Origin of the sequence: Bradyrhizobium sp. NAS96.2 (assembly GCF_001908235.1) — a bacterium.
GTDB lineage: Bacteria > Pseudomonadota > Alphaproteobacteria > Rhizobiales > Xanthobacteraceae > Bradyrhizobium.
This window is the reverse complement of sequence record NZ_LGHK01000135.1, coordinates 1-13,014: the sequence shown is the minus strand read 5'-3', so window position 1 is coordinate 13,014 and position 13,014 is coordinate 1. Positions and strand designations below refer to the sequence as shown.

The following is a 13,014-nucleotide window of genomic DNA, read 5'->3' as shown; positions in this document are numbered from 1 at the left end:
GCGGCGCGGAGGGGCGGGGCTGCGATGGCGCTGTGCGGGCTCTCGGGCATGCCCGGAAGATGGGCCCAGGCTCGATATTATTCAAATGAATTGTCTTTATCCACCAATTCACATCGTGCATGATGGCGGCATGCGGCTGCGCAATCTCGATCTCAATCTCCTGTTGGTGTTCGACGCCGTGATGCGCGAGCGCAGCGTGGTGCGCGCGGCCGCCGCGCTTGGCATAAGTCAGCCCGCCGTGAGCCATGCGCTGAACCGGCTGCGTCACGCGCTGAAGGACCAGCTGTTCGTCCGCACCCCGTCCGGCATGCTGCCGACGCCGCGGGCCGAAGCGCTGGCGCTGCCGGTCCGCAAGGCGCTCAACGAACTGCAACTGGCGGTCGAAGGGGATCGCTTCGATCCGGCGCAGGCGGATCGGCGCTTCGCCATTGCCGTCAACAATTATGCTGCGGTGGTCGCCGCCGGCTCGATCATCGCGGCGGTGCGCGCGCAGGCGCCCAGGGTGCGGCTGACGCTGGTGCCGAGCGGGACGCTCAATCTCGCCGATAGGCTCGATCGCGGCGAACTCGACCTTGCGATTTCCGCCGGCGCGCTGGAGGGCGAGCGCTTCGCGGCCCGTCGGTTGATCGAGGATCGCTTCGTCGCGGTGCTACGCGCCGGTCATCCGGCCCTGCGCAAGAAGCTGACCGGTGAGACGCTGGTCGAGCTGCCGCATCTTGCGATCACCTCCAGCGGCGAGAATCTGGATTTCATCGATGCTTGGCTGCAGGCGCGCAAGGCCGAGCGCATCATTGCGGCCGATGTGCCGTATCTGTCCGCCGGCGCGGTCCTGGTGCAATCGAACATGGTCGCGATCCTCGGGCGCAAGCTCGCGCTCGAATTCCGCCGCGCCTATCCGATCGAGATGCGGGAGCTGCCGTTCGATGCATCGAGGCTGCAGAGTGTCATGAGCTGGCACCGCCGCTTCGACGATCTGCCGGCGCACCGCTGGCTGAGGGACACGATCGTTGCCGCCACGAGCGGCATCTGACCTCTATCGAGACGATCCCAAAGCGATACGCCCGCGCCGATCTCCGGCGCGGGCGTGTCGCAGTTGACCTCTGCGTTCGTTAATGGCCGACCGGCGCGGGACCGCCGAGCTTCACCTTGCGCAAGGTCAGCGCCAGCGGGATCGCCGAGAGCGCGATCAGCATCAGGACCCAGAACGCATCCATGTAGGACAGGAACGAAGCCTGGATCTGCACCTGCTGGCCGATCCACTGGATCGCCTGTTGGTGCGCCTGCGCCAACGCATTGCCCTGGGCGACGAAGTAGTCGGTGACCTGATGCAGGGTGTCCTGATATTGCGGACTTGACGGCGTCACCTGCTCGACCAGCCGGCTCTGGTGGAACTGCTGGCGATGCGTCAACACGTTGGAGACGATCGAGACGCCGATCGAGCCGCCGGTGTTGCGCGCCGCGTTGATCAGTGCGGAGGCCTGGTCGGTCTTGCCGGCGGGAATGCCGTCATAGGACGCCGTCATGATCGGAATGAAGATCAGCGGCAGGCCGATGCCGATCAGCATGCGCGAGCGCGCCATGAACCAGAAGCCGAGATCGCCGTACACGTTGGTCATGCTGTACATCGAGGCCGCGATGACAAGCGCGCCGGCGATGATCAGGTATTTCGGCTGCACCTTGGCGGCGAGCCGGCCGACCACGAACATCATCAGCATGGTGACCACGCCGCCGGGCGACAGTACGAGGCCGGCCCAGGTCGCGGTGTAGCCGAAATCCTGCTGCACCAGCTGCGGCAGGAACTGGGTGGTCGCGAGCAGGATGGCGCCGGTCGCCAGCATCACCAGGAAGCAGGCGCCGAACTGCCGGGTCGCGACCATGCGCAGGTCGATCATCGGGTTGCGGCGTCTCATCTCCCACGGGATCATCAGCACGAACGCGATGGCGCAGATCGCCGCTGACGTGATGATGAAGGGCGAGGCGAACCAGTCGTCCTCAAGGCCGCGGTCGAGCATCACCTCGAGCGCGCCGAGGAAGGTCGCGACCAGCGCGAAGCCGATGAAGTCGAAGGTGTTGTCCTGCGGCTGCGCGCCCTTGGCCTTCGCGGGCTCCTGCAGCACCGCGGCGATCAGCGCGATCGCGAACGCGCCGACCGGGGCGTTGATCAGGAAGCACCAGTGCCAGGACAGATTGTCGGACAGCCAGCCGCCGAGCGTCGGGCCGACCACCGGTGCCACCACCACGGCGATGCCGAACACCGCAAACGCCTGCCCGCGCTTGGCCGGCGGGAATGCGTCGGCGAGGATCGACTGTGCCACCGGCACCATGCCGCCGCCGCCGAGACCTTGCAGGATGCGGAACAGCAGCAGCGCGTTCAGATTAGGCGCGAAGCCGCACAGCACCGAGCTGACGGTGAAGATGCCGAGGCAGATCAGGAAGAAGGTCTTGCGCCCCAGCATCCTTGCGAGAAAGCTGGAGGCGGTCAGGATGATGGCGTTGGACACCAGGTAGGTGGTGACCACCCAGGAGGCCTCATCCTCGCTCACGCCCATGCCGCCGGCGATATAAGGCAGCGCGACGTTGGCGATGGTGGTGTCAAGCACCTCCATGAAGCTCGCGAGCGCCACCACGATGGCGATCAGCCAGGGATTGACGGTGACGCGCGGAGCAGGGAGGCTTTGGGCATCGATTGCTGCTGCACTCATGACAGCCTCCCGGGATCAGAGCTTGCCGAGCCGCTCGAGCAGCGAGGGCGCGGCGTTGATCCGCACCGTCGGGACGACCGACATGCCGGGGCCGAGCGCGACGTCGGTCGGCGGGTTGTCCATCACGATCTTGACCGGCACGCGCTGCACGATCTTGACGTAGTTGCCGGTGGCGTTCTGCGCCGGCAGCAGCGAGAACGCGGTGCCGGAGCCGGGCTGCACGCTTTCGACATGGCCGTTGATGGTGCGGCCGGGATAGGCGTCGATCTTCAGCGCTACCTTCTCGCCCGGACGCATCTGGTCGAGCTGGATCTCCTTGAAGTTCGCGGTGACCCAGGTCTGGTCCGGCACGAACATTGTGAGATTGGCGCCGGCCTGCGCGAACTGCCCGACCGCGGCGGAGAGGTTGACGACGCGCCCGGGCTGCGCAGCGGTGACCGTCGTGTAGGACAGGTTGAGCTTCGCCTGGTCGCGCTGTGCCTCGGCCTGGGCGAGGTTGGCGACCGCGCTCTTGCGCTGCGCCTTCAGCGATTCCACCTGGCGCTGCGCGAGGTTGAGCGTCGCCTGCGCGCTCAGCAGCGATGCCTGCTGCTGATGCAGTTGCGAGGTGTACTGTTCGGAATTCTGCACCGTGCCGTAGCCGGTCTGCTCCAGATGCTGGTAGCGCGTCGCCTGCTGCTGGGCGAAGGTCAGCGCCGCCTGCGCCTGGTCCACCTGGGCCTGGTTGGCCGCGATCTGCGCCTGCTGCACGTCGAGCTGCGCATCGACATTCTCGATGCTGGCGCGTGCCGCCGCGACCTGCGCCTCGGCCTGCGCCAGCGCGACGCGATAGTCGCGGTCATCGAGCCGGGCGATCACGTCGCCGGCGGCGACATGCTGGTTGTCGGTGACCGGAACGGCAGTGATGTAGCCGGAAACCTTGGGCGCCAGCGCGGACTGCCGTGCCGCGACGAAGGCATCGTCGGTGGATTCGAAATGCTCGGTGTAGTCCCAATAGAGATAGCCGCCGCCGAGCGTTGCGGCGAGCAGCACCGCGCCGATCGCGGAGACCACCGGACGACGGCGCAGGAGGCCGCGGTTCTGTGGTGTGGCCTCCGGCGGGATCGTTGCCGGCGGGGCGGGCTCCTTGCTCACCGGGCGCCCCTCGGCGGGAGCCCGCGCGGTAATCTCCGGCCGCTCTGATGTGGTGGGCTCATGAGAGATCGAGGGCGCGCCCTCGATACCCTGGTGCCCCTCGTGGGCGCGCTCCAAAACAGTGTCTTCGAACATGATGGCTGCTCCTGCTGTCCGGCGAGGTCTGCAAGGCCTTCGCAAAAGGGAACGGTACCGTTCCATTCTGTGCGGCAAATAGCCCTGGTTGCGCGACGCGTCAATAGGAACGGAACTGTACCGTTCTATTTACAACTAGATGTGATACGGCTATATTGCCTCAGATTGCCGGCCTGACCGGCTCATGGAACCCGGGTCGAGGCGATGACCACGAGCACCCTGAAGACGCCGCGGGCGCCTAACACCAAACTGGCGACCGGACCCGCGGCCGGTCCGATCGAGGTGCGCGCTGGCCGGCCGCCAAAGGAATTGGCCGGCGAGGTCGATGCGCGCATCCTCGATGCCGCGCGCAGGGTGTTTCTGCAGCGCGGCTTTGAAGGCGCGAGCATCGACGAAATCGCGGAAGCGGCGCGCTCCGGCAAGCGCACGATCTATGCGCGCTTCCGCGACAAGCGCGCGCTGTTCACCGAAGTGGTGACGCGGGACATCCTGTCGCGCATCGCCGAGTTCAAGGCCGACCCGCCGGTCGGCGCGACCATCGAGGAGCGCCTGACCAGCGTCGCCTCGACCCTGCTGCATTGGGGCTTCGATGCCGACCGGATCGGCCTGATGCGGCTCGCCATCGCGGAGGCCCACCGCTTCCCGGACCTCGCCGCCACCGTCAACCGCCGGGCGCGTGCGCTCAGCACCGAGCTCGGGATTCACCTGCTGCGCGAGCTGACGCAATCCGATGAGCTCGGCAAGCTGCCGGCCTTCGCGCCGGAGCATCTGCCGACCACGGCGCGGCTGTTCCTCGACATCATCGCGGTGCCGATGCTGCTCCGGGCGCTGTTCGAGGTAGACCTGAAGGCGCTCGATCCCGAGATCGATGAGCACGTCGCGCGCGGCGTCGCGTTCTTCGTCGCGGCGTGCCGGAACGGTTGGCCGCAGAACCCGAGGCAATAGCCGATCGATCGCCGGGCTGCGCGCTCAGCGTGACATCGGATCGTCGCGATACTGGAACAGCACTTCCGCCGCGATGCTGAGGTCCTTGCGCACGTCCCGGGCGATATGGCGACTGGCAAAACTGGCCGCAAAAATCTCCGCCTCCGTCATGCCGAGATCAGCCATCAGGCGCGTCGCACTGAACAGCTCGTCGGGTGATTTCTCCTTCTTCGCCTTCAGGTATTTCTCGAGCCGTGTGCGTCTCGAACGCTTGTTCGCCCAAAACACGATGGAGGCGCCGGCCGCGATGATCGATGTCAGGATCGAGGCGACGTTCGCGCCTGTGCGAAGCCAATGCTCCATGCCGCCCCCGCATCCGTCATGTCCGCAGGCGCAGAGTGAGCCGGATCGCCGTCCTTGTCGAGAGTTCGGCCGTCTAGCGTTCAGCCCGGCGCGCGCTCCACGGCGTGGCGCAGCCAGACCATGCCGCCTTCCAGCGTCTCGCAATGCGTCAGCCGCAGCGATTGTCCGGCACCGGGACGGTCGCCGTCGGGTCCGTGGTAATCGACGATGCTTTGCGATCCCGCAACGCCATCGACCGCCGGGAAGATCAAGGTGCTGAACTCGTCGATCAGCCCGTGCTTGAGGAATGCGCCGTTGATCCCGCCGCCGCCTTCGAGCAGCAGCGTCCTGGCGCCGAACAGGGATGCAAGCTGCGCCATTGCGCCGGGCAGATCATCCCCTTTGGGGCCCGCAAAGATGTAGGACGCGCCGTCCTCGCGCAGCTCGGCGAGATGGCTGTCGGAGACCTGTTCGCCGAGCACTGCAACGGCGTGATCGCCGCCGACATTGTCCTTGCCGAAATGCACGCGGCCCGACGGATCGATGCCGACAGCAAGCTTGCGGCCGTTGCGGCTCGAAAGATGCGCCTCGCGCGGCAGCCTCAGTGGATTGGCGATGTGCCGCTCCGTTCCCTTGGCCATCTCGTTCATGGTGACGCGGCCGATGATCCATCCATCGGCACCGAAGCCGTCATGGATCCTTTCATAGTGGCTGCGCAGCACGTCGGCGGGAATGCCGCTAGCTGCCTTGGTGAAGCGGCTGGGATGAAGCCGGCCGTCGATCGACGTGCCCATGTGGCAGATGATGTGGGGTCGCATGAGATGAACTCTTCGGTGAATGCGGGATCGTGCCGCAGCGGCGGGTGGGGCAGCTCCTCATGTAGAGAGCCGCAGTCAGGTTCTCAACGCGCGTGGGCCCCGACCGGGATGGTCGGAGGAGCGGCGAGTTGGGCTGGTCGGCTAATGGACCATCACCCAGCTCGGTTGCAGCCATGGATACGCAATCAGGCCGACCACCGCGGTCGCCGCGATGAGCAGCGGATTGCTGATCTTCCAGCGGAACAGCACCGCCAGTGACACGATTCCGATCAACGCGGTGAGCCAGTCGCCGATGGCGATCTTGCCGAGCAGGATGCAAGCGCCGAGGATGGTTCCGATCGCGGCTGCATAGGCGCCCTTCACGAAGCCCTGGACGTTGGCGTTTCCGCGATGCCGCGCGAGCAGGGGAGCAACGATCAGCACCAGCAGGAACGACGGCAGGAAGATGCCGATCGTGGAGACGACCGAGCCCCAAAATCCCGCCACGAGGTAGCCGACGAAGGTTGCAGTGATCACCACCGGTCCCGGACTGATCATGCCGATCGCGACCGCGATGAGAAACTGTCGCTCGTCGAGCCAGTTGTATTGCTGCACGAGCCCTTGCTCGAGGAACGGCACGATGACGAGGCCGCTGCCGAAGGTCAGCGAGCCGGCCTTGAGGAAAAACAGCAGAAGCTTGGAGAGCGTGGAACCGCTTGCGACCGGCGCGATCGGACCGGCGGCCGCCGGCACGATGGCAATTCCCGGCAGGATCGCAGGCGAACGTTTGAACGGCTTGCCGTAATAGAGAATGCCGACGACGCCCGCGCCGATGAACAGCAGCGCGACCTCGGCCTGGAGGATGACCGTGACGGCGAGGCAAACCGCCGCAATCGCCCATTGCAGCCAGTCTTCCATACCGAGCCTGGCAAGCCGGTAACAGGAGTGAAGGATGAGCGCGATCACGGCGGGACTGACACCGTAGAAGATCGCGGTCACCGGCTGGAGATCGCCGAGATAGACGTAGAGGGCGCCGAGCGAAGCCACGATGACGAAGTTGGGCAGGATGAAGCACCATCCGCCGACCCAGGCGCCCCAGAAGCCACCGCGAAGCCAGGACACGTAGATGCCGACCTGAATCGCCAGCGGCCCCGGAAGCGATTGGCAGATGGCAATCGATTCCTTCATCTCCTGCTTGGTCAGCCATTTCTTACCGTCGACCAGTTCCCGCTCCATTTGCCCGACCAGCGCGACCGGGCCGCCGAAGCCGAGAAAGCCGAGGCGCAGGAAATAACGTGCCAGTTCTGCCAAACGGCTGCGCTGCGAATCCGTTGGCGTGATCACGGGAAAGCTCCCTGCAGAGAATTTTGCTCATCGCTGCGGATCAGGGATGGTTTTCGGAAGATCGCCTCATTCATTCGCTTGCTCACAGAACTCTCCTCACGTCTCCTTCGAATATTGCTCATACAGCTTGGCCGCGTTGTCCCAGCGGATGGCTTCCATGTAGATGTCGACATAGCGGGCCGCGGCTGCGCCGAAGTCCATGTGATAGGCGTGCTCATACATATCGAGCACCAGGACCGGACGGCCGCCGGCGAGCGTCGTCGTGTGATCGGCCGCCCATTGGTTGACGAGCCGCTTGTCGCGGGGCGAGTAGGCGAGGATCACCCAACCCGACCCGCCGCCTTCGGCCTTGCCCATGGCCGAGAATTCTGCGCGCCAGCGCTCCATGCTGCCGAAGTCGCGTGCAATCGCCTCGGCCAGCGCGCCGCCCGGCTTGCCTGCGCCGCCGAGCCCATCGAAATAGATCTCATGCAGGATCATCGAGTTTGACGCGATCAACTCTTCGCGTTTCAGGCCGTTGATCACAAAGTTCGGCGCCTTGGCGAAGTCGAGTTCGGCGAGCTGCGTGCCGATGGCGTTCAGCCGCTTTACTGCGCCGACGTAATTGTTCTCGTAGTGGCTGACGAGGATCTTTTCCGAGATGCCGGTGATCGACTTCGGGTCGAACGGCATCGGCTTGGCTTGATAGGACATCGCCCTGGCTCCTGTCTGTGGGTTGGCTTCGGCAAGGGCTTGGTTGGTGCCGAGCACGGCTGTTGATGCCGCTGCGGCACCGACCCCTGCGATAAAGTTCCGGCGTTCGGTGTTCATGGTCATCGGACTCTCCACATGTGAATTGATCGCATCGTTGATGCTTCGGATCGCGGCTCTATTCCTTGGCGAGCCCGACGATGGTTCGGAATCCGGAGATGTTCTGCACCGAGATTTCGACGGGATCGCCGAAGCGGACGGCGTTGAAGATCAAGCCGTCCTGAACCTTGAATGGTTCGGTCCTGTCTGCGGACAGCCGTATCAGCAGCGTATCGTTACCTTCATCGACGCTATCGACGATGCCGCGCAGCGTTTCGGTTGCGGGCGGATGAAGGGTCGCTGCCCGCGATGTCACGGCGGCTTCCCGGTCATCGCTGAGCGCAGCCGGTGTCGCCAGAATCCCAGCCGGCCACAGGATGGCCAGGCACAGGGCCAGGGTTGTTCTCATCATTGTTGTCACTCCATCGCTTTGGATTTGACGGCTTGCGCGGTACAGGGCCTCAGTTCTGCTCCCTGACCTGGCCGCTGCTGTCGATCACGAGCCTCACAGGCTTGCCGTTCTTCATCGCCTTCGCCGTGATGCCTTCGGCCGTCGACTTGACGTCGCTAATGCTCGCGTAGCCGGCAGCTTGAAGTTTCGCGACAAGCTCGTCCTGCGTCAGCGCGCGGGCAGGCATCGCGGCACCCGTGATCGCGAAGGCAACAATAAGGTGAAGGAGTTTCTGCTTCGGCATGGCTGTCCTCCTGGTTGTGTTGTTCTGCCCCAGGTTGTCCAGAGGCGCGATTTTCCGCGCGCCTCTACATGGCCGAAAAGTCGGTTACGGCTTCACCTTGCTGGTCGGCCAGTTGTGCGTCTCTTTGGTCGCGTCGCGGCACCAGCGATAGAAGGCGTCGTAGAGCAGGAGGCCGGCGCTCAACTGTTCGAGGTCGTCGTCGAACATGCGCGACAGGCCGAGCGAGGCCGCGAGCAATCCAGGCGCCTCGGGCGACAGATCGAGCCGCGCGGTATCCGCCGCCCGCACCATCGTCGCCAGCCGCTCCAGCGCCGGCGTCGAGAGGCCGAATTCCCGGATCATCACATCGAACGTGCAAAGCTCTCCGCGATGGCTCCAGAACACGTTCTCGATGTCGAACGGCGTGGCGTCGAAGCGTTCGGCGACGGCCTCGACCTCCGCTGACGTCACGAACAGGAACACGGCCGCCGGATCGACGAAGCGGCGGATCAGCCACGGACAGGCGATGCGATCGATCTTCGGCCTTGATCGCGTCACCCAGACGGTGCGACCGCGGCCGTCGCGTTTCGGAATTTTGTCCGCGGGAACAGTGGGAAGTTCTGCCTCCCGCCACGCGAGGTGGCCGCCCTCGAGAACTTCCGCCGCGATGTTGCCGCACCGCAGCCAGGCGGCGGTGCCTTCGCTGAGCTTCTGTCCCTTTTGACAGATCACGACCACGGACTGGCCGCTGAGGCCCGAAGCCCAGTCCTGGACGTCGAGATGGGAGCGCCTGATCGCGCCCGGGATCAGGCGCGGATCGGCGGTGAAGTCTTCATCGATGCGAACGTCGACAAGTGTCGGCGCCTTGGCCGTGCCGATGAGACGAGATAGTTTTTCGGATGAGATCGATGTGTATGACGACATGGTGCGCCCTCGGTGACAGGACGCGATTCTTGGGCATGTCGCCTCGCGGGGAGATCGCACATCCCCGTGCCGTCAAATAGAAGACCAATACGCCTTGCTGTCAACCGCACAGCCGGATCGGCGGATCACCAAGAATTCAGCAATTATGACAGGAACAATCACAGCGCTGAGTTTGGGCCCGTGATGTCGCGGATTCCGCCGAAACGAGCCGACAGCAATATTGACCAATATAGGGTACCCCCCTATATTATTTGCATGTCGCACACCATCAAGCACAAGTCCAAGCTCGTCGGCAGGGTTCGCCGCATCAAGGGTCAGTTGGAGGCCGTCGAGCGGGCTCTGGAATCCGAGATCGGCTGTGCCGACGTGTTGATGCTGGTGGCCTCGGTTCGCGGTGCGATCAACGGCCTCACCGCCGAACTGCTCGAGGATCACATCCGCCATCACGTCGTGGATCCCTCCCGGGAAAAGGATCCCGAGAAGGCCCAGGGCGCCGCGGATCTGATCGACGTCGTTCGTACCTATTTGAAGTAACGCCCGTCCTGAAGCGAAGTCTATGACCGATCTGTCTCAGTTGCTGCAGCAGAGCAGCGCGCATGCATGGCTGTTCATCCCGAGTGCGATCCTGCTCGGCGCATTGCACGGTCTCGAGCCCGGCCACTCCAAGACGATGATGGCGGCCTTCATCATCGCGATCCGCGGCACGGTGGTGCAGGCGGTGCTGCTCGGCCTGTCGGCGACGATCTCGCACACCGCGATCGTCTGGATCGTCGCACTGACGGGGTTGCATTTCGGCCAGCAATGGTCCGGCGAACGCAGCGAAGCCTATTTGCAGCTGGCCTCGGCGGTCATCATCATCGCGATCGCGGCCTGGATGGTCTGGCGCACCTGGCGCGAGCAGACCTCCGAGCACGATCATCACCATGATCACGATCATGATCACCATCATCACGACGAAGCGCGCCAATTGACCCTGGCCGGTCAGCCGCTGTCGCTCGAAGTCTTCGAGGATGGCGTGCCGCCGCGCTGGCGATTGCGGAGCGAGGCCGGAGGGCTGCCGGCTGCCGGAGAGGTTGTTGTCGTGACGATCCGCCCCGACGGCAGCGAGCAACATTTTCGCTTCGCCGGGCAGAACGGCTATCTGGAAAGCATTGATGAAATTCCGGAGCCGCATGAATTCAAGGCACGCGTGTCGGTGCGGGCAGACATTGCGGAAGTCCTGTTCGAGGAGCACGACCATGCGCATATGGACCTCGGCGAGGCGGACGATGCGCATGCGCGCGCGCACGCGGCCGACATCCGCAAGCGCTTCGCCAGGCGCACCGTCACGACCTGGCAGATCATCCTGTTCGGCCTGACCGGCGGGCTCATTCCGTGCCCGGCGGCGATCACCGTGCTGCTGCTTTGCCTTCAGCTCAAGCAGTTCAGCCTCGGCTTCGTGCTGGTGCTCTGCTTCGGCATCGGGCTTGCCATCACCATGGTCTCCGCCGGCGTCGCGGCCGCGCTCAGCATTCGCCATGTCGAGCGTCACTGGGGCGGCTTCAGCCAATTCGCACAGCGCGCGCCTTACGTGTCGGCCGCGCTGATCGTGCTGGTGGGCCTCTACACCGGCTGGCTGGGGCTGCACGGGATCATGGCGTGATCCTACGTCGATCTTGAAACCTGCGCGAAGTCGTCTAGAGTCGCTCCCACGGGGACAAGCAGACTCCCGGTGAGACTTCGGTCCAAGCTCTGCGCGACATCAACCGTCGTGGAGCTTTGATATGGACACCGAACCACGCACATTTCTTCGTTCCGAAAATCGTCGTTTCAGGATCGCCATCCTGTGGCGTGGAGATGCCGCAGCGCGCCGCGAGGCGACGCCGCAGAACAGCCGTTTCGTTCGCGTCTTCGAAGCGCTCGATGCCGCCGGCATCGAGGCCGTGCCCGTCGTCTATGACGAGACATTCGCCGATCTCGTCCGCGACCAATTGCTGACCATGGATGGCGTTTTGGTCTGGGTCGATCCGATCCACCAGGGCAAGACGCGGGCGGCGCTCGATCCGCTGCTGCGCGAGGTCGCGGCGAAGCGTCCGTGGGTCAGCGCCCATCCTGACGTCATCTTGAAGATGGGCGTCAAGGAGGTGCTCCATCGCACGCGTCACCTCGGCTGGGGCGCCGACACGCATCGATACGCCACGGCCGATGCTTTCTACGCCGAATTCCCGCCGCGGCTTCGCGCGGCCGGTCCGCGCGTCCTCAAGCAGAATCGCGGAAATGGCGGGCAGGGCGTCTGGAAGGTGGAAGCCCTACCGGATGCGACGGTGCGTGTGCTGCACGCGCTGCGCGGCAGCCAGCCCGAGGAGCTGCCGCTGGAGGCCTTCATGGCGCGCTGCGAGCCGTATTTCGGCTGGGGCGGCTGCATCATCGATCAGCCATTCCAGCCGCGCCTGCCCGAGGGCATGATCCGTTGCTATGTCAGCGGATCGAAGGTCGCGGGCTTCGGGCATCAGCTGATCAAGGCCTTGATCCCACCGCCTCCGGAAGGCCCGGATTCACCGCAAGCCCAGCCCGGCCCGCGCATCATGCACGGCCCGGATGCGCCGCAATTCCAGGCGCTGCGACGCCTGATGGAGGACGAATGGATTCCGCAGCTGATGGAGACGCTGACGATCGACGAAGCGTGGCTGCCGGTGATCTGGGATGCGGACTTCCTCTACGGCCCGCGCGATGCGGATGGTGCCGACACCTACGTGCTCTGTGAGGTCAATGCGAGCTCATGCTTTGCGATCCCCGACGAGGCGCCGGCCGCGATCGCGCGGACGGTCAGGGATCGCATTGCTCGGAATGTGGAGAGCGATACCGGCGGATAAGCAAAGCTCGGACGATTCGTGTCAGGAGAACGCGAAGCGGTGTCTCCACCAATGCTGTCATCGCCTGGCTTGACCGGGCGATCCAGTACGCCGCGGCATCTCGGCTCAAGCGTCGGTGCCTCTGGAATACTGGATCACCCGCATGCGCGGGTGATGACAGCGGTTGTTTGACATCATGAATCGAGAGCCATCCACCGCGTCGTCCTGGCGAAAGCCAGGACCCATTACCCCTGCCGGTCGTTATTGTTTAGCGCTGGGGCCACAGCTCACTTCAACGACACCACCTGTGGTTGGGTCCCTGCTTTCGCACTAGGGCATGCACACATCTCTGAGGCTCCATCCTTGGGCGACGGCGTGGAAGTGTTCGAGGCCGGTTTTGAAGGTGATGGGGCCTGGC

The 13,014-nt window shown here is 64.6% G+C and carries 14 protein-coding genes; 5 read left to right on the top strand and 9 right to left on the bottom strand.

The annotated features are described in order from the left end of the window. Positions 1-85: 85 nt before the first annotated feature. Positions 86-1,030, top strand: coding sequence for a LysR family transcriptional regulator (locus tag AC628_RS26815; RefSeq protein WP_245321323.1), 945 nt, complete (start codon positions 86-88; stop codon positions 1,028-1,030). A gap of 79 nt (positions 1,031-1,109) precedes the next feature. Here the strand turns inward: AC628_RS26815 and AC628_RS26810 are convergent, their stop codons facing one another. Both AC628_RS26810 and AC628_RS26805 read right to left on the bottom strand, forming a co-directional pair. Beyond that, entirely contained in the window at positions 1,110-2,702 is a 1,593-nt protein-coding gene (locus tag AC628_RS26810) for a DHA2 family efflux MFS transporter permease subunit (RefSeq protein WP_074129805.1), read from the bottom strand. Positions 2,703-2,717: 15 nt separating this feature from the next. Next, positions 2,718-3,971 carry an HlyD family secretion protein gene (locus tag AC628_RS26805; protein ID WP_074129804.1) on the bottom strand — a complete coding sequence of 418 codons (1,254 nt, stop codon included), beginning with the start codon at positions 3,969-3,971 and terminating at the stop codon, positions 2,718-2,720. 204 nt (positions 3,972-4,175) lie between these two features. Between AC628_RS26805 and AC628_RS26800 the strand changes: the two genes are divergently transcribed. Then, entirely contained in the window at positions 4,176-4,916 is a 741-nt protein-coding gene (locus tag AC628_RS26800; RefSeq protein ID WP_083633156.1) for a TetR/AcrR family transcriptional regulator, read from the top strand. Positions 4,917-4,940: 24 nt separating this feature from the next. Here AC628_RS26800 and AC628_RS26795 read toward each other — a convergent pair whose 3' ends face one another. From AC628_RS26795 to AC628_RS26765, 7 genes are all read right to left on the bottom strand, one after another. Next, positions 4,941-5,258, bottom strand: coding sequence for a hypothetical protein (locus tag AC628_RS26795; RefSeq protein WP_074129803.1), 318 nt, complete (start codon positions 5,256-5,258; stop codon positions 4,941-4,943). 80 nt (positions 5,259-5,338) lie between these two features. Next, the gene (locus tag AC628_RS26790; RefSeq protein ID WP_074129802.1) at positions 5,339-6,055 is read right to left on the bottom strand and encodes a dihydrofolate reductase family protein; all 717 of its coding nucleotides are present in this window, start codon (positions 6,053-6,055) and stop codon (positions 5,339-5,341) included. 141 nt (positions 6,056-6,196) lie between these two features. Then, entirely contained in the window at positions 6,197-7,378 is a 1,182-nt protein-coding gene (chrA, locus tag AC628_RS26785; RefSeq protein WP_074129801.1) for a chromate efflux transporter, read from the bottom strand. Positions 7,379-7,474: 96 nt separating this feature from the next. Next, positions 7,475-8,071: a superoxide dismutase gene (locus AC628_RS26780; RefSeq protein ID WP_074129800.1), complete on the bottom strand. Its 597-nt coding sequence runs from the start codon at positions 8,069-8,071 to the stop codon at positions 7,475-7,477. A gap of 175 nt (positions 8,072-8,246) precedes the next feature. Then, a complete protein-coding gene (locus tag AC628_RS26775; RefSeq protein WP_245321321.1) occupies positions 8,247-8,579 on the bottom strand; it encodes a hypothetical protein in 333 nt (110 codons plus the stop codon). A gap of 49 nt (positions 8,580-8,628) precedes the next feature. Beyond that, positions 8,629-8,862, bottom strand: a complete 234-nt coding sequence (locus AC628_RS26770) for a PepSY domain-containing protein (protein WP_074129799.1) — start codon at positions 8,860-8,862, stop codon at positions 8,629-8,631. A gap of 84 nt (positions 8,863-8,946) precedes the next feature. Further along, on the bottom strand, positions 8,947-9,765 hold the full coding sequence (locus tag AC628_RS26765; protein WP_074129798.1) for a chromate resistance protein ChrB domain-containing protein: 819 nt from the start codon (positions 9,763-9,765) through the stop codon (positions 8,947-8,949). A gap of 255 nt (positions 9,766-10,020) precedes the next feature. Here AC628_RS26765 and AC628_RS26760 point away from each other — a divergent pair, with 255 nt between their 5' ends. The 3 genes from AC628_RS26760 to AC628_RS26750 all read left to right on the top strand — a co-directional run bounded on the left by AC628_RS26760 (position 10,021) and on the right by AC628_RS26750 (position 12,617). After that, on the top strand, positions 10,021-10,299 hold the full coding sequence (locus AC628_RS26760; protein ID WP_050422196.1) for a metal/formaldehyde-sensitive transcriptional repressor: 279 nt from the start codon (positions 10,021-10,023) through the stop codon (positions 10,297-10,299). A gap of 22 nt (positions 10,300-10,321) precedes the next feature. Beyond that, positions 10,322-11,407, top strand: coding sequence for a nickel/cobalt efflux transporter (locus tag AC628_RS26755; RefSeq protein WP_074129797.1), 1,086 nt, complete (start codon positions 10,322-10,324; stop codon positions 11,405-11,407). 121 nt (positions 11,408-11,528) lie between these two features. Continuing rightward, positions 11,529-12,617 (top strand): Cj0069 family protein, encoded by a 1,089-nt coding sequence (locus tag AC628_RS26750; protein ID WP_074129796.1) that lies wholly within the window; start codon positions 11,529-11,531, stop codon positions 12,615-12,617. The last annotated feature ends 397 nt before the right edge of the window (positions 12,618-13,014 follow it).